Below are 20,605 nucleotides of genomic sequence, written 5' to 3' on the forward strand. Positions count from 1 at the left end.
GCCCAAGCGGGGAGCGGCGCGCATCATCGCTCACTCGCGAGGTGTAGACCCCATTGCGCCCTCACGCCAACCCCGCGCCGCCCTCGCCGCTCGCACCCCCGTTGCCTCGTTGCCCCGCCCACTCCACGGCACGGACCCCTTGAATCCTATCGGATTAGTAGGATATCCTCGCCTCATGAGCAGGCGCACCGTCCACACCGGACCATCCGCGACGCGGTCGGTCGTGGTGACGTGCCGCGTGCCGGCCGCCGGGGCCTGTCGGCCCGGCCGCTGCCGCTGATCTCCGCGCATTCCCGCGCCAGCACCTCGCCGCCGCTGCGGCCTTTCACGGCCGCGTGCCCGCAACCACCGCCTCGCCTCTCCGCCGACTCCTGACCAGGGGGAACCACCCAGATGACCATCCAGCTCGACCACCCGCCGACGACCCGCCTTCCCGTACCCGCCACGGCACCCGCACCGACCGCGCCCCCCGTCACCGCACCTGCGCCCCTCGCGCCCACCACTCTCTCGCCCCCACCTCCTCCCGCCCCCCGAACCGTCCCCCGACCCGCTCCGCCCGGCCTCACCGTCACCATCGAACTCTCCGCGCCCGACTCCGCCCTCAACGAGGAACTCCTCGCCGCCCTCGACGCCGCGCGCGAGCACATCGCGCACCTCGGCGCGGTCACCGTGACGGTGCGGGCGGCCGAACCGCCGGCGACCGCGCTCGTCCAGGCACCGGCGGTCGACCCGGCCGACCACGTCCACATCTACCCCGACTCGCGGGTGGTCCGCCTCGGCGGGGACGAGCTGCCCCTCAGTCGCCTTGAGTTCGACCTCCTCCTCTTCCTCGCCGAGCACCCCGGCCAGGTCTTCAGCCGCTCGCGACTGTTGGAGGCGGTGTGGAACGACGCCCATGTGGGGCGCCGCACCATCGATGTCCACATCCGCCGCCTGCGCGCCAAGATCGACGACCGCTTCCCGCTGGTCACGACCATCCGGGGAGTCGGCTACCGCTTCGACGGCCGAGGCAGGGTCAGCGTGACGCGTTCTTGAGCCTGTCGAGGGCGTCGTCGGCGGGGCAGCGTCCGCGTTCGACGTACCTGGCGACGAAATCCGCGACGGCGTCGGCCACCGGGCCGCCGGCGCCGAGCCGCCCCAGCGCGTCGTGGGCGGCGGTGAAGCAGCCCAGGGCGGCCGCGGCGAGGTCGGGGTCGGCGAGGCCGTGGTGTGCGGCTCGCCACCAGGGGTCGTCGCCGGAACGCTTGCGCGACAAGGGTTCGAGCGCTTCGAGCGCCTTGTCGGCGGCGTAGCGGTCGTCGAGGAGGGCCGTGGCGACCGCCAGGGGCACGATCCAGTCGTCGCCGGCCTGCGCGTCGATCATCCGCAGTTCCAGATACCCCCGCGGGCGGACCGGCGGAAACAGCGTCGACAGGTGGTACTCCAGATCGTCCAATGTGGGCCGACGCGGCGCGCCGAACCTGACCCAGTCGGCGAAGCTGAGGCGGGTCGGCACGAGCCACGGACGGTCGGGGAAGCGGATCATCATGACGTCGGCCGACATCGCGTAGCGCGCCCAGGCCTCCCGCGGATCACCCGCGCCGACCGGCGCGGTGCGGCCCGGATCCATCCGCGACCACACCGACTGCCGCATCGACTTCCAGCGCGTCGGCCGCCCCAGTCGCACCGGCGAGTTCGCGAAGGCCGCCGCCAGTACCGGCCCGAGCTCGTGCGCCAGCCGCCAGCGCTCGCGGAAGCCCAGCGGCCCGGGCCGTTCGTAGCCGGCGTCGAGGCAGATCTGCACCGAGGCGGTGTTGGCCATCATCCAGCGACCGGCGCGGCCCTCCCGGTCGAAGTACTGCTCCATGGCGGTGTATCGCGGCGAGCGGGCGACCCGGCGCGGCGGGCGCTCGGGGTCGAGTCCGCTGCCCAGCAGGCGGATGCCGAGGGCGTCGAGCGCCGCGCGGACCCTGGTGAGGTCGGCCGACATTTGCCGGACGCACTCCGCGAGTCCGTCGGCGGGGTGGGAGCTGAGCTCTAAAGCGCCGCCCGGCTCGAAAGTGACGTGACCGTGTCTCGGCGCGGTGCCGGTCTCGTTCAGCAGCGCGTCGATGATCGAGGGGCGGGTCCGCGAGAGGCGGTCGTGCGAGGGGCGGACGAGCCACTCCAGCTCGACGCCGACCTTGGTCGGCGGACCGGTGCGGAAGGCGTGGTCGGCGATGTGCCGGAAGGCCTTCTCCTCGGTGAGCGCGTCGTGGTCGGCGGAGGTGCGGGCCGTTGCCGTCGGTGCGTCGAACATGCGCGGCTCCCTGTCGCGAGGCGGAACTCTGCGTGAGCTTCCATTGACCATAGGCGTACTGCTCGCAGGGGGCAATACCCTACTGTTCATATAGGACTACTTGGCTATGTCGCATGGTCGACACCGGGTAGAGGGGCCGATCCATTGTGGACCGGCCCCTCCGGTGGTGGCGGCGGATTCGCGGTTAAGCGCAGGAAGGGCACGGCGCGGACGAGGCCCGTGCGCGCCCATGGTTTGCCGAGGCCGAGCGTGTCGCCGCCCCGGACGAAGGCCAGGCCGAGCATCATCACGGCGTAGATCAGGTGCTCGTCGAGGAACGGGTTGGTGGTCAGCGGCAGTGAGGCCATCCACATGAAGACCATCAGGATCGTTCCGGTGATCGCGGCCAGCCACATGCCGATGCCGAGGATCAGCGCGAGACCGATGCCGGCGAGCCCGATCATGAACAGCCAGTCCGCCCACGTCTGACCCGCCATGGAGTTGAAGAAACCCTTGAAAGGGCCCTCGACGTTGTTGAGGTATCCGCTCGTCGGGCTGCCGCCGTTGATCCAGGACGCCTCCGACGGCGTCGACTTGCCGAGGCCGAAGAGCTTGTCGAGGAAGGCCCAGAAGAACACCCAGCCGAGCAGGATGCGGGCCAGCGCGAAGAGGTAGCGCCCCGGGGCCGAGGTGACGGCCATGCCGAGCGTCATCGCGCGTATCGGCGCCGAGTCGTTGTCCGTGGTGGTCGCGTCGGCCGGTGTCACGACGCCCGCCGCCGGCATCGCCGGTGCGGCCGCGGCCGGAGTCGCGGTCGTCGTGGACGTCGCGTCGGCCGTGGTGTTGGCGGCCGTGGCCTCGTCGGCGGCCTCGCGGGCTCGCTGCGCGGCCTCGTCGGCACCGATTCGCGAGGTCTCCGCCTGGTCGGCGGCGTCGCGGGCGCCGGTGTTGAAGGCGGAGATGCCCTCCTCGCCGGCGATGTTGCGGGTACCCGCCTCGCCCGTGGCCGGGTCGTTGAGGTTCTCGGGATCCGGTGCGGGCTCGGCGGCTCTCTCGCCCGCCTCTCGCCAGGGCTCGCGGCCCGTCGCTGAACTGCTCATGTCACTCCCGCCTCTCGCCATCCCGTAGCGGTCACGGACGAGATCAAGTCTAGGAGGATATGGGCGAACAGTCCCTAATTCATCCAACTCTCTCAATTCCTGCCGAAGGGGCCCGGGCAGAGCCCGGGCCCCGCCGTTCAGCGCAGCAGCGGGATCCTGCGCACGAGCGCCGTGCGTGACCACCACCGGCCGAGACCCCAGGTGTCTCCGGCCTTGGCGAAGGTCAGTCCGATGATCGTGAGCAGGTAGACCAGGTGCTGGTCGAGAAAGGGGTTGGCCGAGATGGGCAGCGAGGACGCCCACAGCGAGCCGAGCAGCAGAACCCCGCCCACCGACGCCGGCCGCAGGCCGATGCCGAGCACGAGGGCGATGCCGAGTCCGGCCATGCCGCCCATGAAGAGCCAATCCGCCCACGCCATACCGCTCATCGAGGCGAAGAGCCCGCCGAACGGGCCGTCGACTCCGCTGAGGTAGCCGGAGGTCGGGCTGCCGCCCTCGATCCAGCCTCGTCCGGATGGCGTGGGGTGGCCGAAGCCGAAGGTCTTGTCGAGGAAGGCCCACAGGAAGATCCAGCCGAGGGCGATCCGGGCTATCGCGAGCGCTCGTGCGGCCGCGGGGGTTGCGACGTCGGTGTTGCCGTCGCGTGTGGCGCCGTATAAGGGGTCGGGGCTGGTGTCCTGGCGCGCCGTGATGCCGGTCATGGAGCACCTTTCGGTGGTTTGTGCGCTTTGGTGGCGTCAGTATGCCCGAGAGCGCGGTTACTGTAAAGAGTCCGAGCTGATGTCGCGTTTCGCTGAGTTCGCCGCCAGATGGCCTAACCTGTTCCCAACATTCCCAGGGAGGCCGGATGTCCGCCGACGTCATTGCCGGGTTCATCAGTCTGGTGCTGCTCGAGCTGGTGCTCGGGATCGACAACATTGTCTTCATCTCGATTCTGGCGGCAAAGCTCCCCGAGAATCAACAGGACAAGGCGCGCAAAATCGGGCTCGGCCTCGCGCTGATCATGCGGTTGCTGCTCCTGCTGACCCTGTCGTGGGTGGTCAAGCTGACCGCGCCCCTGTTCACGGTGTTCGGGCAGGACATTTCCGGCCGCGACATCATCTTGATCCTGGGCGGGCTCTTCCTGCTGGCGAAGGCGACCTTCGAGATCCACGACAGCCTCGAAGGCAAGGAGGGCCACGACAACCCCAAGGGCGCGGTCTCCTTCGGTGGAGTGCTCGTGCAGATCATGCTGCTCGACATCGTGTTCTCGCTCGACTCGGTCATCACCGCCGTCGGCATGGTCGACGAGATCTGGGTGATGGTCGCCGCCGTGGTGATCTCGGTGGGGATCATGCTGATCGCGGCCGGACCGCTCGGACGCTTCGTCAACAGGCATCCCTCGGTGAAGATGCTGGCGCTGTCGTTCCTGCTGCTGATCGGCATGACGCTGGTCGCCGACGGCTTCGAGCTGCACATCCCGAAGGGGTACATCTACTTCGCGATGGCGTTCTCGCTGGCGGTGGAGCTGCTGAACATCACGGTGTCGGCGCGACGGGAGCGGCGGGCGGCGGCGAAGCAGAAGCCGGTGGAGCTGCACCGGCGGTACAGCGAGGACGAGGTGGAGGGGCAGGGGTAGAGGTAGAGGGGCATGGGTAGGGCAGCGATGGGGGAGGGCGGTACGGCGTGGGCGAGCGGGGAGGGCGCACGCCGGGACAGGGGTACGGAGCCGGGTTGGGGATGGCGGTCGGCGGCGGCGCGCGATGGCCGTGCGATGGCTGGATTCAGCGGGCGGGGATGGCTGTTCGGCGTGCGAGCGGGGAGCATTGTGGGGATGGTCTTCGAAGTCTTGCGGTGAGCGGCGCTCGACCGAGGGCGGGCGAGTAGTGGCCGTGGGGCGGTAGCCGGGGCGGGCTTCCAGCGTGTCGGGGATGCGTGCGAGGCGCTGGCCAGGGTGTGCAGCGGCCGGGGGAGGCAGTGTGCTGCGATTGCGGGGCCGGCCGGCGTGTGCACGCTGCCGGTTCGGCGGCGAGGCGGCCTGGCCCCACGAGTTGCGGAATGTCGGCGGGCGGTGCGGTGCAGCGGAGGACGGCAGCGGTTCGATGACCGCAGGGATGGCCGAGCGTAAAACGCGTGGCGGAGAATCCACCAGGCGCCGCGCTCGGCGAACCGCGCGAGCCCGCGAGCCCTGGGCGGCGGGCGCTCGGCGTTGGGTGACCGTGGCCGGTAATGAGGGCGGGCAGGGAGAGACCGGGCGGCGGTAGCGAGCAGAGCCCGCCGAGGCCGAAGCCATGCGTGTCCCACCCCGCCAGGCGAGATCCGGTGCGAGAGCGGAGACCCGGCTGGGCGAGCGCCGAGATGCTGCGAGGCAGCCGAACGCGGGGTTGCTCCGAGACGGCCGGGCGAGCGCCGGGATGCTGCAGGACGGCTGGGTGCCGAGCACCTGGAACGAGGCTGAATGCTCGCCGAGCGCTGCGGCGAGGCCGAGTATGCGGCCAAGCGGCAAGACGCTGCGGGCGGTGGGGTGCGCGGAGATGCTGTGACGCGGCCAGGCGGCGAGCAGCGGTGAGTCGGCCGGGCGGGGAGAGGTTGCGGAGGCGGTCGGGTGCGCGCTGAGGTGCTGCGGGAGGGCCGGGTGTCCAGTGCGGAACACCGGGGTGGCGGGGTGCGTGGCGGGCGGGGGTGCTGGGGCCAGGTGAGCGCCGAGAAGCTGCGGGGGGCGGCTGGGGCGAGCGTCGGGGCGCTGCGAGACCGCCGAATGGGTGCCGAGGGCCTGCGGCGCGGCTGAATGCTCGCCGAGCGCTGCGGCGTGAGGCCATGTATACGGCCAAGCGGCGAGAAGCTGCGGGCTGCCGGGAGAGCGGCGAAAGACGCGGGGCGACCGGGGTGCGCGGAGGTGCGGAGGTGCTGTGACGCGACCAGGTGGGCGACCGAGCGGCGAGAGGCTGCGAGACGGCATGGTGCGTGGGGCGGTGCTGCGAGGCGAGCGGTGAGAAGTCATCGGCTCGGTGTGGCGGGGTGGCGGGGTGGCTGAGTGGCGGTGCGGCGGGCGGCGGGCGGCGGGCGGCGGTCAAGCCGTTCCCGGGATGTCGGCGGTCTCGCGAGAACCATGCGGCTCTCAGCCGGACAGCCGCAGCGATACTCGCCCACAGCATCCTGCGCCCCGCCCGCTGCCCTCCGTGCCACCCGCGTGCAGTCGTCTGCGCCCACCCGCAGCCAGTCGCGCCCCCGTGGCCCCCACGCCCTCCCGGCCCACCCCGCCCGCTGCCCTCCGTGCCACCCGCGCGCAGTCGCCTGCGCCCACCCGCAGCCGCTCGCGCCCCCGTGCCACCCCCACCCCCACCCCCACCCCAAGACGAAGCCCGGCCCGCGGGGCACGTCCGCGGGCCGGGCTTTCTGTCACCGCCACCCCCCACCGGCCTGGTGACCGTCGTGGCCGGTGGGGGGCCACCGCCTCACCGGTGGCCGGGGGTGGCGGCTAAGCCGCCTTCACCACTTCGGGGATGCGGCGGCGGCCGAGTGCCTTGGAGAGCACGGCCATGGTGACGGCGGCCATGGCGACCATGGCGAAGGAGACGCGCATCGAGGTGAGGTCGGCGATGCCCCCGATGGCGGCGGGTGCGATGAGGCCCGCGGTGAAGGTGATCGACATGACGCCCGCGACGCCCTGTGCGGGAGTGGCGCCGAGGCGCCCGCCCGCGGCGGCGGCGAGGGGGATCGTCACGGCGGCACCGGTTCCGATCATCATGAACCCGGCGATGCCGACGGCGGGGTGGTTTGCCAGGGCCACGGTGAGGGCGCCGAGGGCGGCCAGCGACGCGCCGGTCCGCACGGTCAGCGCCGGGCCGATCCGGCGCACGACCTGGTCGCCCAGAAGCCTCGACACCGCCATGGCCGCGACGAAGGCGGCGTACCCGAACGCCGCGACGGCGGCGGTCGATCCGGTGATCTGCTCGATGTAGATCGCGGTCCAGTTGTGGCTGGCGCCTTCGACGAACGAGGAGCAGAACCCGACCAGCCCGATCGCCACGATCGCCTTGGTGGGCACACCGAAGCGGGGCGGCGGGGGAGCGGCGCCCGGGACCGGCGCGGCCGCCGCGGGCAGGGTCGCGCAGGCCAGCTGGGCGAGCGTGACGGCCGTCAGCGACAGCAGCACGAAGTGCAACCGCACGTCGAGTCCGATGAGGACGGCCAGCGCGCCGATCCCCGCGCCCGTCAGGTTTCCCACGCTCCACATGCCGTGCAGCCCGGTCATGATGGACCGCCCGTACGCGTGCTCGACCACGACGGCCTGCGCGTTCGTCGTGACCGTCGAGGTGCCGGCCGCCGCGCCCATCACGAACATGGCCGCCGCGAAGGTGTAGATGTTCGGCATCAGCGCCGGCAGCGGCAGCACCATCGTCCACGCCAGCATCGACAGGCGCAGGGCCCCGCGCTCGCCGAAGCGGTGGATGAGCCGGCCGGCCATCGTCATCGCGACGAATGCGCCGAAGGCCTGCCCCATCAGGGCGATGCCGAGCTGTCCGGTGCCGACGCCGAGTTCTTCCCTGATGGACAGCAGCCGGGCGGCGAAGGTGCCCGAAACCGTGCCGTGTACTGCGAATACGAGTGCGATGGCGATGCGCGCGCGCCGGGGGTCCATTGTCGACTTTCCAGGTGGTGGGGCGGTTTCCACCGGCAAAACTATCAGTGAGGCTGCCTATTAAAAAGTGATTCCGATCATGCCTTCGCCAAGGTCTCGGCGTCTGCCGAGGTCGTCGCCGCCCCGCGCTCGCGGACCGCGCCGGCTAGGACGAGCATCACCACCGCGACCCCGCCCAGCATCACGAAGGACCACGGCAGTGAGGTCACCTCCGCGACCCCGCCCATCGCGCCCGGCGAGACCAGCCCGGCCGGGTACATGATCGTGACGACGCCGGCGATCGCCTGGCTGGGCACGGTACTGGCGCGCCCGGCCGCCGAGATGGCCAGCGGGATGATGACGGCCACGCCGAGTCCGATGAGGACGAAGCCCGCGATCGCGGGCACCGGGTCGCGCGACACCGACACCACGAGCGTCCCGGCGATGGCGAGGATCCCGCTGCCGCGCACGGTCCAGACCGGCCCGATCCTCTGCACCACCATGTCGCCGACGATCCGGGCGAGCGCCATCGTCGCGGCGAAGAAGCTGAAGGCGAGGGCGGCGGTGCCCTGGCTGGACTCGGTCACGTTGGCGACGAACACCGTCGTCCAGTCGTGCGCGGCGCCTTCGATGAAGGCGGCGCAGAAGCCGACGATGCCGACGCCGATGATCGCCTTGCCGGGCAGCACGAAGCGCGGGGGCTTGGCGTCCTCGGGCCGGGTTCGGGCTTCGGGCAGCCGACCGCAGAAGTAGAGGCCGACGACGATCATCAGCGCCGCCATCACGCCGAGGTGGACGCGGGCGTCGACCTCGGCGTAGGTGATGGCCGCGCCGATGCCGGCGCCGACGAGGGCGCCGACGCTCCAGAAGCCGTGCAGGCTCGACATGATGGAGCGGCCGAGGCCGCGCTCGATGAGCACGCCCTGGGCGTTCATGGCCACGTCGGAGGTGCCGGCGGCGGCGCCGTAGAGCAGCAGCGCGACGCACAGCGCGGGCAGGGAGGGCATGAGGGCCGGGACGGCGAGGGCCATCGTCCACAGCAGGATCAGCAGGCGGGTGGCCGAGCGGCCGCCGAGCCGGTGCACGATCCCCGACGCCATGGGCATGGTGAGGAAGGCGCCGATGGCCGGGCAGATCAGGGCGAGGCCGAGTTCGCCGTGGCCGAGTTCGAGCCGGTCGGCGAGCCACGGCACGCGAGTCAAGAAGCTGGCTCCGACCATGCCGTGCACGGCGAATACCATGGTGATCGTGACCCGGTCGCGCCTGGTCATCGGTTGTTCCACGGTCGACCTTCCATCTGAGGGCTCTGTCCGGCTGGGTGACCGGGCCCGGCAAAACTAACAGGTAGGCTCCCTGATGACTAGTCTTTATCGAGGAGGACTCAAGTGACGGTTCGCACCGCGACTCCGCGCCTGGCCCGGGCGATCAACGACCGGGTCGCGCTCGACCTGCTCATCGCCCACGGTCCCCTCTCGGCGCCCCGCCTCCGAGAGCTCACCGGCCTGTCGCGCCCGACCGTCTCCGACCTCCTCGACCGCCTCGGTGAGGCCGGCCTCGTCCGCGCCGTCGGCGAGGAGGGCGCCGACCGGCGCGGCCCCAACGCCAAGATCTACGGCCTGGTCGCCGAGCATGCCCACGTCGCCGGCGTCGACGTCCGTCACGACGCCGTCACCGCCGTCGTCGCCGACCTGACCGGCAAGTCCGTCGCCACCGCCCGCCGCGCCCTGGCGCCCGGCGCGGTCCTCCAGAAGGTCGTCAAGCAGGCCGCCGCCGACGCCGCCCGCCGCGCCGGGGTCACCCTCGGCGGGCTCCACAACCTCGTCATCGGCGCTCCCGGCATGGTCGACCCCCGCACCGGCGACATGGCCTTCCCCGGCTGGCCCGCAGTGCCGCTTCCGGACCTGCGCGAGCTGCTCGGCGTTCCCGTCGTCGTCGAGAACGAGGTCAACCTCGCCGCCATCGCCGAACACGATGCCGGGACCGCGCAGGGTCACGACGACTTCGCCCTCCTGTGGCTGGACCGGGGCATCGGGGGAGCCGTCGTGATCGGCGGGAGGCTGCGGCGCGGCGCGAGCGGCGCGGCCGGTGAACTCGGCCGCCTTCCCCTCAACGAGAACGACGTGCCCGGCAGCGAGGTCTGCACCGGCGGCTTCCAGGACCTCGCCGGCAGTCCCGCCATCATCGACCTCGCCGCGCGCCACGGCGTTCCCGGTGACCGCCCCGCCGAGATCGTCGACGCGGCCCTGGCCGCCGGGAACACCGGCTTCCTGGACGACCTGGCCGAGCGCGTCGCCTTCGGCGCCGCCGCGGCCGTGGTGGTCTTCGACCCGGGCCTGGTCGTGCTGGCCGGGGAAACGGGACGGCACGGGGGAGAAGAGCTGGCGGGGAGGGTGGCCGAGCGGCTGACGGCGATCGCGCTGGTGCGGACCGAGGTGCGCCCGACCGCGCTGTCGGACAACCCGATCCTGGCGGGGGCCGTGCGCACGGCGCTGGAGTCGGCGCACGACGAGGTCTTCGGCGGCTCGGGGACGTGGACGGCGGAGCCGGCGGGCTAGGGCGCGGCGGAGCAGGGCCGGGGAGCTCAGGCCCCGGATACGCCGGAATGGCCCGAGTCTAGAAAGCCTGCCGGTGCCCCGTGCGTGCCGGCTGCCCGGCGCCGATCCGTTCTCCCCGGTCGCCGAAGAAGTGCAGCTGGCGCGTGTCGATCTGCACGGTCAGCCGGTCCCCGGGGCCGAGCCGCGGGTAGGGCGCCAGCCGCAGGGTCAACTCGATCGGCCGCTGGAGGTGCCGCTCCTGGCCGGGCGTGGCGGGCGGCGGGTGCGCGGCGATGGCCTGGAGCTCCCGACGACGGAAGAGTCCGCGCTTGGCCGTCCGCGGCGCAGGTTGCGGCACGGCTTCGGTCATCTCTATCGGCGCGGCGGTGGCGCCGACGTCGAGGTGCGCCAGCGACTCGTGCCCGGCGTGCTCCAGGTGCTTGACCCTGGTGTGCAGCAGCGGGTTCTGGCTGTTGGGGTCGGGCAGGCGCAGTGCTTCGGGCCGCATGCCGACGATGATGTTCTCGCCGTGGTAGTGCCGCAGCATGTGCGCGGTCACGTCGTGGCCGGGCAGGTCGATGGACTGCTCGCCGATCTGGAGCAGCACGCGCTTGTCGAGGTGCGCCATGACCCGCGCCTGGATGAGCGTCATCCGCGGTGTGCCGAGGAACGCGGCGACGTAGGCGGTCGCGGGGTGGTGGTAGACCTCGTTGGGCGTGCCCACGTCCTGAAGAACCCCGTTGCGCATCACGGCGATGCGGTCGGCCATGGTGAGCGCCTCGGTCTGGTCGTGCGTCACGTAGACCGTGGTGACCTTCAGTTCGTGGACGAGGTTGGAGATCTCGGCGCGCAGTTGCGCGCGCAGTCCGCTGTCGAGGTTGGACAGCGGTTCGTCCATCAGGAAAATCCGGGGTTTGCGCGCCAGAGCCCGGCCCATCGCCACCCGCTGGCGCTGACCGCCGGACAATTGCGCGGGTTTGCGGCCGAGGGTGTCGGTGATATCGAGAATCGTTGCCAGTTGGGAGACCTGGGCGTCGATATCGTTTTGCGCGCGCTTTCTCAACCGCAGCGGGAAACCGATGTTCTCCTCGACGGTCATGTGCGGATAGAGGGCGTAGTTCTGGAAGATCATCGCGATCTGCCGCTCGGCGGGGTGCACGTTCCCGACGGGTTCACCGTCGAGCAGCACCTCTCCCGAGGTGGGGTCCTCCAGGCCGGCGATCATGCGCAGCGCGGTGGACTTCCCGCAGCCCGAGGGGCCCAGGAGCACGAGGAACTCTCCGTTGTCAACGGAGAGATTGACATTGTCGACGGCGTGGGTGCCGTCGGGGAAGACTTTGGACAGTCCTTTTAGCTCGATAGCGGTCACTGTCGATCCCTGGCGAGAATTCGGGAGTGGAGACGCCGCGCCACATGTGACATGCGTGTTGCGACACTATGACCTCCGGGGGAATCGGGGCCATCCCCTGAATGTCCGACCTTGGGAAACCGACCGTGGGAACTTTCGGTACCTACGGAGCCGAAAAAAGGCGGCGGTCCACAAAGGACCGCCGCCGCACTCCTCGATCATCGGACCGGTGCCCGGCTAAACCGCCTTCCGGATGCGAAATCGGGCAGGCGGCGCGCCGAGTGGGCGAAGATCAGATTCCGGCGCTCAGATGAACCTTGGCACTTCCCTCGGTATCGCGGGGCGTTCCCATCCCGGAGATCAGATTCCCCGTCGACACGACCGTCAAGGACGCACCGTTTCCGATGTAATAACCGAGGCCGATGTCCTTGGCCGTTCCGTGCCCGACGGCGGCGTTGCCGGTGACCGTCGCGAAGGCGGCGCCGGTGCCGTTGACGCCGTCGAGGCCGATGTAGATGTGCGTGCCGGCCGGGGCGGGCCCGCCGTTCTCGGTGAAGAGGTTGACGCGGTTGCCGGTGATCGCGTTCGGCACGTCCTCCTGGAGGGTGCAGCGGATCCCGAAGTACCACTCCGCGGCGGTGCCCTGCTTGCCGAAGTCCTCGACGTAGTTGTCGTTGATCCCGGTGTTGAAGCAGCGGTGGGCGCTGATCGCGTGCACACCGACGCCGTAGAGGTGGTTGTTGCGGATCTGCCAGCCGGCGGAGTTGTCCAGGTCTATGCCCGAGCCGCCGCTCTCCTCGATCCAGTTGCGTTCGAGGATCCAGTCGGTGGCGGCGTTCCCGGGGTCGTTGACCCGCACTCCGCTGCCGCCGTTGTGGTGGATGTAGGAGTCGCTGATGATCGAGTTGACCATGGTCTGGCCCGAGGCCAGCGCCGTCCCGTTCGCCGACAGCGTGTCGATGTGGATCCCGTTTCCGGCGGCGGCGTGGATCTCGACGTCGTGGACGCGGCTGTCCCAGGCCTTGAGCACCAGTCCGTGCGTGCGGGTGTTCTGCGCGGAGTTGGCGTCGATGGTCAGCCGCTCGATCCGCACGCCGGTGTTGACCCAGTTCTGGTTCTTCGTCCAGGTGTCGGTGGAGACCAGCGCGGCGAGGTTGCGGCCGGCCGCCTGCCGCAGGATCGTGGCGTTTCGGGCGTCGCCGCGGTAGGTGCGCGCGTCGGCGAGTTCGATGGTCTTGATCAGCAGGCAGGTGCCGGAGATGACGATCTCATCGCCGGGTGCCGAACCGTTGATCTTGTCCTGGACGATCTTCCAGTCGCCGGTGGTGGTGCCGTTGCCCGCGGTGTTGGTGCAGGCGACGTCGTGGCGCGCTGCGGCGGCCGGGCGCACGTCGCCCAGCAGGAAGGCCCCGAAGAGCATGCCGAAGGTCAAGGACACGCCGACGGCCCACGACAGCGTGCGGTCGCGGACCTTCAGGGTGGGGCTCGTCTTGGGCGCGAGGGTCGTGCGCACGGTTCCTCCAAGCCTGGCGACCGGGGGATCCGGGCGGCCATGGCGCGGACGCTACCGGACCGGTGTCCTATGTGGAGGAACCAAGATCGTGGGTGCGGACGGCGGCACCCGCGACCTGCGTGTTCACAGTGTCATCTTGAAACCGATATGCGATCCGCTGTATCCCAGCCGCTCGTAGAAGCGGTGGGCGTCGGCGCGTGCGGAGTTGGAGGAGAGCTGGATCAGCGAGCAGCCGAGCTCCTTCGCCCGCGCCGCGGCCCACTCCATCAGGACGGTGCCGAGGCCGTTGCCGCGCTCGTCGCGGTGGACCCGCACGGCCTCGACCTGCCCGCGTGTGGCCGCCTTGAGCGACAGGCCGTAGATGACGGTCAGCTGGAGCGTCCCGACCACCCGGCCGCCGCGCTCGGCGACCACGATGTGCTGGTGCGGATCGGCGTCGGCGACGGCGAAGGCGGCCAGGTAGGGCGCGAGGTCGGCGGTGTCCTCCCGGGACTTGCCGAGCACGTCGTCGGCGAGCAGCGCGACGATCGCGGGTACGTCGCCGGCGGTGGCGGGGCGAATGTGCAGATCACTCATGATCTTGATCGTAAACGGCCGCCGGCGTCCTGCCGCACGCCCGGGTCGAGCGGGGGCGCGTCGTAGGCGCAGTGCGTGTGCGCGGCCGGGCGCGGGCAGTCCGGCTCGCGGGCCGGGTCGCGCACGAACAGCGCCGAGATCACCGCACCGGTCGCCAGCAGGCCCGCGCACCAGAACGTGGCGGTCCGAAAGCCCGAGGTGAAGGCCGCCGGGTCCTCGTAGGCGTCGCCGGTCAGTCCCGACAGCAGCGGCAGCGCGGCCACGGCGAGCAGGCTGGCGGCCCGCGCGACGGCGTTGTTGACGCCGCTGGCGACACCGGCGTGGCTCTGGTCGGCGGCGGCCAGCACGCTCGCCGTGAGCGGCGCGACCGTGATCGTCATGCCGATGCCGAGCAGCAGCACGGCGGGCAGGACCTCGGTGAGGTAGTCGGCCTCGGCGTCGATGCGCAGGAACAGCAGCACGCCCGCCGCGGAAAGGGCCGGGCCGACGGTCAGCGGCCGGCGGGGGCCGATCCGCTCGCCGAGCGCGCCGGCGCGCGAGGAGAACAGCAGCATCAGGATCGTGAACGGAAGCAGGGAGATGCCCGCGGTCAGGGCGGAGTAGCCCGCGACGACCTGGAGGTAGAGGACCAGGAAGAAGAGGACTCCGCCGAGGGCCGCGTACACGAAGAAGGTGGTGGCGTTGATACCGCTGAACTGGCGTGAGGCGAACAGCGTCGGCGGCAGGACGGGGTCGGCGGCACGGCGCTCCCAGATCAGGAAGGCCGCGAAGGACGCGACGCCGATGACCCCGGCGGCGATCGCCGGCCCGAGCGGGTCGGTCTGCACGAGCGCGTAGGTGATCCCGGCGAGGCCGACGGCGCCCAGGACGCTGCCCGCCACGTCGAAACGGCCGACGGCGCCTTCGCCGCGGCTCTCGGGCACCCACTTGAGCGCGGCCAGGACGGCCAGCACGACCACCGGCGCGTTGATGAAGAAGACCCAGTGCCAGCTCAGCGCGTCGACCATCCAGCCGCCGAGGAAGGGCCCGGCGGCCGCGGCCACGCCGCCCAGCCCCGACCACATGCCGATCGCGGCGGCCCGGTCGCCGCGCCGGATCGACGACTGGATCATCGCCAGCGAACCGGGGGTCAGCAGACCCGCGCCGATTCCCTGGAGGATCCGCGCGCCGACCAGCAGCGGCGTGTTGGGGGCGACCCCGCACAGCATCGACGCCACGCCGAACCAGATCACGCCGATCAGGAACACCCGGCGGCGCCCGTAGCGGTCGCCGAGGGCCCCGCCGAGCAGCACCAGCGCGGCCAGCGTCAGCGTGTAGCCGTTGACGATCCACTGGAGGCCGTCCATCTGCGCGCCCAGGTCACGGGCGATGTGGGGCAGCGCGACGTTGACGACCGTCCCGTCGAGCATCGCCACGCTCGACCCCAGGACCGCCGCCGCGACGACCCCCCGCCCCGCCGCCGAGCGCAGTGGAACGGTCGGTGCGGCGCTGTGATCCATAAGGCCTATTAAGACACGGTCGGGTCGGCGGCGGGTGAGGACGCCGGGACCCAGGCCTTCAGTACGTCGATCATGTACTTCGGGCGCATCCCGACCTTCTCGTAGATCTTGAACGCGCCCGTCGAGTTGCCGGTGTCCACCGAAAGCCCGACCCACGTGCGGCCCTTCTCGGCGAACAGCGCGAAGGCCGTGCCGAGCAGCAGCTGCGCCAGCCCGCGCCCCCGGAAACCGGGGTGCACGACCAGGTTGCGGATCCAGCCGCCGTTGTCGGCCGCCCCGATGTTGGCGGTCTGGAGGACCGCGGCCGGCTCGCCCTCGACGAACACGACCCGCCACTCGTCGTAGGGGGTGTTGCCGCTGGCGGCGGTGTTGGCCCACCAGGTGTCGAAGGCGATGCTCACGTGGTCGTCGAGGTCGGCGAAGCCGGTGTCCATGATGCGGTGGTGGATCCGCGCGGCCTCGTCGCGGTCGGGCAGCTCGGTGAAGACCTTCACCTCGACGCCCTCCGGCGGCTCCGGCGCGCGCTCGTCGCCGGTCAGGTCGATGTTCATCCGCCCGTAGTAGCGGTCGAGCTCGAAACCGGCCTGCTCGTAGACCGCCCGCAGGTCGGTCGCGCCGTGCGGGGCCGAGGCGCGCACGCGCATGCCCTCAAGGCCCTTCTCGGCGGCCAGTTCACCGGCCCGCGCCAGGAGCACCTCCACGAGGGCCTCGATCACCGGCCGGGCGTTGTCGGGGCGGGCGTTGACGTCGATGCGGACGCGCTCGCCGCTGTAGCTGTCGTCGACGTAGCCCCAGGCGGTGAGGGTACCGGCGGCGTCGGAGACCAGCCATTCGTCGGCGTCGAGGTGGTGGCCGGGTTTCTGCATCAGCTCGAGGACGTCCTCGATGGTGATGTCGGGTTCGCCGATGGTCGCGATGTCGTGCGCCCGCACGACGTCGAGGATCGCTTCGGCGTCGTCGATGGTCGGGCGGTGGATGCGGAACCCGTCGGGCAGAGCAGCAGACATCACGTCATTCTGGTGGCTCGCGGGTATCGGTGTCCACTCGGATGACCCCCGCGCGACACGCCGGCGAAACGAAGCGGCGGGCCGATCTTCCCCGCTCAGGCGGGGCCGAGGGCGATGACGTCCCCGGCGACGGGTGCGGTGATCACCCCGGCGAAGCCGGCGCGGGCCTCGGTGATCGAGACCGCCGGGTCCGCGCCGGGCCACAGGTGGGTGAGGACCAGGCGGCGGGCGCCCGCGTCGTGCGCGGCGCGGCCGGCATCGGTCGCGGTGAGCAGCAGGTTCCCCGAGGGGCCCGGCGGCGGGCCCTGGTCCATGGCGTTGACGACGAAGACGTCGGCGTCGCGGCCGAGTTCGGCCAGCGCCGGACTCGGCCCGGTGTCGCCGGTGTAGGCCAGGGTGAGGCCGGGTGCCGACAGTCGCACGCCGAAGTTGGGGACGTGGTGGGGGAGTTCGAAGGGCGTGAGCTCGAAAGGCCCGATGCGGACGGTCTCGGGCCAGGGGTGGATGTCGAAGGCCTGCGACAGCCCTTCGCCGGTGTCCAGACCGTTGACGCGCTTCACGACGCCCTCGGTGCAGAACAGCGGGATGCGCGCGCCCTCGGGGTGTCCGTACAGCCGCACCCGCATCAGTGCGTGCAGGTCGGTGCAGTGGTCGGCGTGTTCGTGGGTGATCACGACGGCGTCGACGGCGCCGTCCGGCAGGTACTCCAGGAGCCGCCCGACGGTGCCGTACCCGAGGTCGATGGCGACGGTGAAGCCGTCGTGCTCCAGAAGGTAACCGCTGCAAGGATTGTGGGGCTGCGGGTAGGCGCCGGATGAGCCGAGGACGGTCAGCGAGGACATGCCGGGAGCCTACGCGGGGCTTCATTCGGGCAGCCGGGCTTTATCGGCGCGGGCGCGCCGAGCCGGAGTAAGGGGGCCCTACCTCCGGGTGTCACCCGTTGGGGTTCAAATCCGCTGTCAAATCCTGTACACAGATCGACATGACTGTCTGACAGACAGGTACTCGGCCACCCCACTGTGAGCGGAGCATCTGAAGAGAGGACGCCGGCGTGACACCCCTTGACCGCAGCAGCGACCGCGCCATCTACCGGCAGATCGCCGACGACCTCCGGGCGGACATCACCGGGGGCGTGCACGGCCCTGGCGACCGCCTTCCCTCCGAGAGCGACCTGGTCGCCCGGTACAAGGTCAACCGCCGCACAGTCCAGCACGCCTTCGCCCTGCTCATCGCCGAAGGACTGGTCTACTCCGAGCACGGCAGCGGCCGTTTCGTGCAGGGCCGCCCGCCGGTGCGGCGCCTGGCCTCCGACCGCTTCGCCCGGCGGCACCGGCGCGCCGGGAAGGCCGCCTTCACCGTCGAGATGGAACAGGCGGGCCGTGCCTACGATCCGGCGACCGACGTCGAGATGCTCGACCTGCGGACCGGCCCGGCGCCCGACCCGATCGCCGGGCGGCTCGGCCTGACCGGTGACGGCGACCGGGTGCTGATCCGGGCGCGGCGCTATGTCGTCGAGGGCCTGCCCTTACAAGTCGCCACCTCCTACGTGCCGCTGGACCTGGCCGAGGGAACCGCGATCATGGAGACCGACACAGGGCCGGGCGGCATCTACGCGAGACTGGAGGAGGCCGGCCACCGGCTGACGCGGATCACCGAGGACCTCGCCGTCGAGGTAGCCGCCGAACCGGTGCAGCGGCTGCTGAAACTGCCGGTCGGCGCCCCCGTCATCCACCTGGTCCGTACGGCCTTCGCCGGCGACCGCGCCGTCGAGGTCTGCGACACCTACCTCAACGCCACGGCCTTCGAACTGTCCTACGAACTGCCCGCCCGCTGAGGGGGCCTCGGGGAGTGGCCGGGGTTGCCTAAGCTCGCCGGGGCGGCCCGACGGGGGCCGGCGTGTACGGCGGGAGCGGAACCGTTGAGAAGTGACGTCGAGACCGAGGACGCGCGCGAGGTCGAGTTCGACATCGTGCCGGAGAACCCCTACGGGCAGCGGTCGCCGGAGCCGCGAGCGCCACGGGACCGAGGGCTCTTCGGCGACCTGCGCGCGCGGCTGCTGCGGCCGTGGCCGAGGCCGGCCCTGGTCGCGGTGACGGCCGTGGCCACCTGCCTGCTCACCGTCGCCGCCGTGCGGTCGGGTGAGGAGGGCCCCGACCGGGCGGTTCCCGCTCCGGCGGCCTCGCAACCGCCGCTGCGGCCGGACGTCGAGCGGGAGTTGCGGGCGCGTGCCATGGCGGCGCTGCCGGCGCACGCCGACGGATACGGCAGCGTGCCCGCGCTCGCCCCCCTCGACTTCCCCGACATCACGGCGGGCCACTACCTGCTGGACGTCGCCTGCGCCAGCACCACCGTGGGCGTCGCCGTCGACCTGGTGGCCACCAGCCTTCCCAGCGGCACCTGGCAGCGGGTGACGGTCGAGGCCGACGGCGCCGTTGTCGAGGTCGAGGTGGACGTCGCCGAGGGCGGCGGGCTACGTCTGTCCCCTGTGGACAGCGCGGGTACCGCCTGCGAGTTCGCGATGCGCCTGGACTGAGGCCTTCCACCGTCCACTTTGATCCGATACGGTGACGGGCGTCCGATCATGGAAGCGTTCCCATGAATCGCCCGATCCGAGGAGGACCATGCCGCAGCTCTCCGCCCGGCATCCGGTGCGCGCGCTGGCGCTGATGACCGTCGCCGCCGTGCTCGCCACCGGCGCGCCGGCGCACGCCGAGGAGTCCTCGGCCGCCGCGGCGTTCCAGGTCGGCGTCACCTTCGAGAAGGCCAACGCAGACTCCTGGAACGATCCGGGCTCGGTCGCCGACGCCAAGGAGATCCTGGCCTCGCTGGGGCCCCTGCAGAACCAGCACATCATGGGCTTCGGCGCCGAGGATCCCGAGCCGAGTCCGGGCGTCTACGACTGGGGCAGCCTCGACGAGCGCATGGACCTCATCGCCGAGACCGGTGGCACCGCGGTGATCACGCTGTGCTCGGCGCCGGGATGGATGAAGCCCGGATGGGCCGAGGCCGCGGCGATCGAGGGCGAGGAGGAGCGCGAGGAGGCCCTCGACGCGATCCGCTGGAACATGGACCTCGCGCCGCTTCCGCAGTATTACGACGAGTTCGCCGCGCTGTCGGCGAAGGTCGCGCAGCGCTATCCGCAGGTGCGGTACTTCCAGGTGTGGAACGAGTTCAAGGGCTTCTGGGACGACGCGAGGAACCGCTGGGACCACGAGGGCTACACCGCCATGTACAACCAGGTGTACGCGGCGGTGAAGGCCGTGCGGTCCGATGCGCAGATCGGAGGGCCCTACGTCTCGCTCAACACCTACTGGGGCGGCCAGTCGCATCCCTCGACCGAGCTGAAGGACGCCACGTGGGGGACCGCCGACCAGCGCGACCTCGACGCGATGACCTACTGGCTGGCCAACAAGACCGGGGCGCAGTTCTTCACCATCGACACCTGGTCCCGGACCCGCGACGGCCACCACCAGAACGCGACCGCCACCAAGGAGATGTTCGCCGACATCACGGCGTGGGTCAGGTCGAAGACGACGCTGCCGATCTGGTGGTCGGAGTTTTACGCGCCCGCCGCTGCGGGTAGTGAAGCCAGTACACCCGCCCTCATGCGAGCGGCCGTCGAAGGCGTCCGGGACGGCGGCGCGAGCGTCGCCCTCTGGTGGGGACCGGAGTGCGACTCCGTCCTCCCGTGCCTGTGGACGTCGACGCAGAACCCCGGCGGCGGGCAGGTGACGGGGTACACCGCACTCGCCCGGGAGTTCTCCGGGCGGTGATGACGCCGGCGCACCGGGTTTCGCCATGCCCGGTGCGCCGGTTCCCCTGGCGCGTATGGCGAGGCCTCGGCCGCCTCCGGTTCTCCAGGACCGGTGGCGGCCGCTTCGCGTAGGGGACGGGACTCGGCGGAATACCGGATCCCGTCCCCGTCTGCGGATACCCGCGTGCGTTCATCCGTTCGGCGCGCGGGCATCCCGGACGTGCGGGCCGAGACCGTGTCTCCGCGGCGGACGGGGCGAGGTCGGCGTCCGCGGCCGGTTTCCGCTCCACTCGCCGTCGGCGGGGTATCGCGGCGGAACCGAACCGTATCGTGAGTCCATGCCGGCCGCCGCTGCGGCCGCGCTCCAGGGCCGGTGGGCAGTCGGGTCCGGGACCTTCGTCCCGTGCCGCTGCGCGA

17 protein-coding genes are annotated in these 20,605 nt (G+C 71.3%); 6 read left to right on the forward strand and 11 right to left on the reverse strand.

The window, feature by feature from the left end; genetic code table 11:
• Nucleotides 1-393: 393 nt before the first annotated feature.
• The gene (locus AB0I28_RS09155) at nucleotides 394-1,035 is read left to right on the forward strand and encodes a winged helix-turn-helix domain-containing protein (protein ID WP_357491248.1); all 642 of its coding nucleotides are present in this window, start codon (nucleotides 394-396) and stop codon (nucleotides 1,033-1,035) included.
• Here AB0I28_RS09155 and egtA read toward each other — a convergent pair.
• The 3 genes from egtA to AB0I28_RS09170 form a co-directional block, all read right to left on the reverse strand.
• Nucleotides 1,016-2,278, reverse strand: coding sequence for an ergothioneine biosynthesis glutamate--cysteine ligase EgtA (gene egtA, locus AB0I28_RS09160; protein ID WP_357491250.1), 1,263 nt, complete (start codon nucleotides 2,276-2,278; stop codon nucleotides 1,016-1,018). The genes AB0I28_RS09155 and egtA overlap by 20 nt on opposite strands.
• Nucleotides 2,279-2,382: 104 nt before the next feature.
• Nucleotides 2,383-3,357, reverse strand: a complete 975-nt coding sequence (locus AB0I28_RS09165; RefSeq protein WP_357491252.1) for a DoxX family protein — start codon at nucleotides 3,355-3,357, stop codon at nucleotides 2,383-2,385.
• A 137-nt stretch (nucleotides 3,358-3,494) separates the two neighbouring features.
• The gene (locus tag AB0I28_RS09170; RefSeq protein WP_357491254.1) at nucleotides 3,495-4,058 is read right to left on the reverse strand and encodes a hypothetical protein; all 564 of its coding nucleotides are present in this window, start codon (nucleotides 4,056-4,058) and stop codon (nucleotides 3,495-3,497) included.
• A 146-nt stretch (nucleotides 4,059-4,204) separates the two neighbouring features.
• Here AB0I28_RS09170 and AB0I28_RS09175 point away from each other — a divergent pair, with 146 nt between their 5' ends.
• Nucleotides 4,205-4,975 carry a TerC family protein gene (locus tag AB0I28_RS09175; RefSeq protein ID WP_357491256.1) on the forward strand — a complete coding sequence of 257 codons (771 nt, stop codon included), beginning with the start codon at nucleotides 4,205-4,207 and terminating at the stop codon, nucleotides 4,973-4,975.
• A gap of 1,839 nt (nucleotides 4,976-6,814) precedes the next feature.
• Here AB0I28_RS09175 and AB0I28_RS09180 read toward each other — a convergent pair.
• Both AB0I28_RS09180 and AB0I28_RS09185 read right to left on the reverse strand, forming a co-directional pair.
• On the reverse strand, nucleotides 6,815-7,978 hold the full coding sequence (locus AB0I28_RS09180; RefSeq protein WP_357491258.1) for an MFS transporter: 1,164 nt from the start codon (nucleotides 7,976-7,978) through the stop codon (nucleotides 6,815-6,817).
• A gap of 77 nt (nucleotides 7,979-8,055) precedes the next feature.
• A complete protein-coding gene (locus tag AB0I28_RS09185) occupies nucleotides 8,056-9,228 on the reverse strand; it encodes an MFS transporter (protein WP_357491260.1) in 1,173 nt (390 codons plus the stop codon).
• A gap of 114 nt (nucleotides 9,229-9,342) precedes the next feature.
• On the opposite strand from AB0I28_RS09185, the gene AB0I28_RS09190 reads away from it, so the two are divergent.
• Nucleotides 9,343-10,512 carry an ROK family protein gene (locus tag AB0I28_RS09190; RefSeq protein ID WP_357491262.1) on the forward strand — a complete coding sequence of 390 codons (1,170 nt, stop codon included), beginning with the start codon at nucleotides 9,343-9,345 and terminating at the stop codon, nucleotides 10,510-10,512.
• Between the two features lie 58 nt (nucleotides 10,513-10,570).
• Here the strand turns inward: AB0I28_RS09190 and AB0I28_RS09195 are convergent, their stop codons facing one another.
• The 6 genes from AB0I28_RS09195 to AB0I28_RS09220 all read right to left on the reverse strand — a co-directional run bounded on the left by AB0I28_RS09195 (nucleotide 10,571) and on the right by AB0I28_RS09220 (nucleotide 17,276).
• Nucleotides 10,571-11,860 (reverse strand): ABC transporter ATP-binding protein, encoded by a 1,290-nt coding sequence (locus AB0I28_RS09195; protein ID WP_357491263.1) that lies wholly within the window; start codon nucleotides 11,858-11,860, stop codon nucleotides 10,571-10,573.
• 271 nt (nucleotides 11,861-12,131) lie between these two features.
• Nucleotides 12,132-13,352 (reverse strand): right-handed parallel beta-helix repeat-containing protein, encoded by a 1,221-nt coding sequence (locus AB0I28_RS09200; protein WP_357491265.1) that lies wholly within the window; start codon nucleotides 13,350-13,352, stop codon nucleotides 12,132-12,134.
• 123 nt (nucleotides 13,353-13,475) lie between these two features.
• Nucleotides 13,476-13,928 (reverse strand): GNAT family N-acetyltransferase, encoded by a 453-nt coding sequence (locus AB0I28_RS09205; protein ID WP_357491267.1) that lies wholly within the window; start codon nucleotides 13,926-13,928, stop codon nucleotides 13,476-13,478.
• Complete coding sequence (locus AB0I28_RS09210) at nucleotides 13,925-15,427, reverse strand: MFS transporter (RefSeq protein WP_357491269.1); 1,503 nt, start codon at nucleotides 15,425-15,427, stop codon at nucleotides 13,925-13,927. Before AB0I28_RS09210 ends, AB0I28_RS09205 begins: the two co-directional genes overlap by 4 nt.
• Nucleotides 15,428-15,435: 8 nt before the next feature.
• The gene (locus tag AB0I28_RS09215) at nucleotides 15,436-16,434 is read right to left on the reverse strand and encodes a GNAT family N-acetyltransferase (RefSeq protein ID WP_357491271.1); all 999 of its coding nucleotides are present in this window, start codon (nucleotides 16,432-16,434) and stop codon (nucleotides 15,436-15,438) included.
• Between the two features lie 95 nt (nucleotides 16,435-16,529).
• Nucleotides 16,530-17,276, reverse strand: coding sequence for an MBL fold metallo-hydrolase (locus AB0I28_RS09220; protein WP_357491273.1), 747 nt, complete (start codon nucleotides 17,274-17,276; stop codon nucleotides 16,530-16,532).
• Between the two features lie 209 nt (nucleotides 17,277-17,485).
• On the opposite strand from AB0I28_RS09220, the gene AB0I28_RS09225 reads away from it, so the two are divergent.
• The 3 genes from AB0I28_RS09225 to AB0I28_RS09235 all read left to right on the forward strand — a co-directional run bounded on the left by AB0I28_RS09225 (nucleotide 17,486) and on the right by AB0I28_RS09235 (nucleotide 20,207).
• Entirely contained in the window at nucleotides 17,486-18,268 is a 783-nt protein-coding gene (locus AB0I28_RS09225; protein ID WP_357491275.1) for a GntR family transcriptional regulator, read from the forward strand.
• 84 nt (nucleotides 18,269-18,352) lie between these two features.
• A complete protein-coding gene (locus tag AB0I28_RS09230; RefSeq protein ID WP_357491277.1) occupies nucleotides 18,353-18,967 on the forward strand; it encodes a hypothetical protein in 615 nt (204 codons plus the stop codon).
• Between the two features lie 88 nt (nucleotides 18,968-19,055).
• Nucleotides 19,056-20,207: a beta-galactosidase gene (locus AB0I28_RS09235; protein WP_357491279.1), complete on the forward strand. Its 1,152-nt coding sequence runs from the start codon at nucleotides 19,056-19,058 to the stop codon at nucleotides 20,205-20,207.
• Nucleotides 20,208-20,605: the final 398 nt, after the last annotated feature.

This window comes from Phytomonospora sp. NPDC050363, from assembly GCF_040655735.1.
Taxonomy (GTDB): domain Bacteria; phylum Actinomycetota; class Actinomycetes; order Mycobacteriales; family Micromonosporaceae; genus Phytomonospora.

Excerpts from the sequence above, each read along its gene's own strand:
- AB0I28_RS09220 (WP_357491273.1), bottom strand. The coding sequence starts at position 17,276 with ATGTCCTCGCTGACCGTCCTCGGCTCATCCGGCGCCTACCCGCAGCCC.
- AB0I28_RS09185 (WP_357491260.1), bottom strand. The coding sequence starts at position 9,228 with ATGACCAGGCGCGACCGGGTCACGATCACCATGGTATTCGCCGTGCAC.
- AB0I28_RS09155 (WP_357491248.1), top strand. The coding sequence starts at position 394 with ATGACCATCCAGCTCGACCACCCGCCGACGACCCGCCTTCCCGTACCC.
- AB0I28_RS09180 (WP_357491258.1), bottom strand. The coding sequence starts at position 7,978 with ATGGACCCCCGGCGCGCGCGCATCGCCATCGCACTCGTATTCGCAGTA.
- AB0I28_RS09210 (WP_357491269.1), bottom strand. The coding sequence starts at position 15,427 with ATGGATCACAGCGCCGCACCGACCGTTCCACTGCGCTCGGCGGCGGGG.
- AB0I28_RS09235 (WP_357491279.1), top strand. The coding sequence starts at position 19,056 with ATGCCGCAGCTCTCCGCCCGGCATCCGGTGCGCGCGCTGGCGCTGATG.
- AB0I28_RS09175 (WP_357491256.1), top strand. The coding sequence starts at position 4,205 with ATGTCCGCCGACGTCATTGCCGGGTTCATCAGTCTGGTGCTGCTCGAG.
- AB0I28_RS09215 (WP_357491271.1), bottom strand. The coding sequence starts at position 16,434 with ATGTCTGCTGCTCTGCCCGACGGGTTCCGCATCCACCGCCCGACCATC.
- AB0I28_RS09170 (WP_357491254.1), bottom strand. The coding sequence starts at position 4,058 with ATGACCGGCATCACGGCGCGCCAGGACACCAGCCCCGACCCCTTATAC.
- AB0I28_RS09165 (WP_357491252.1), bottom strand. The coding sequence starts at position 3,357 with ATGAGCAGTTCAGCGACGGGCCGCGAGCCCTGGCGAGAGGCGGGCGAG.
- AB0I28_RS09205 (WP_357491267.1), bottom strand. The coding sequence starts at position 13,928 with ATGAGTGATCTGCACATTCGCCCCGCCACCGCCGGCGACGTACCCGCG.
- egtA (WP_357491250.1), bottom strand. The coding sequence starts at position 2,278 with ATGTTCGACGCACCGACGGCAACGGCCCGCACCTCCGCCGACCACGAC.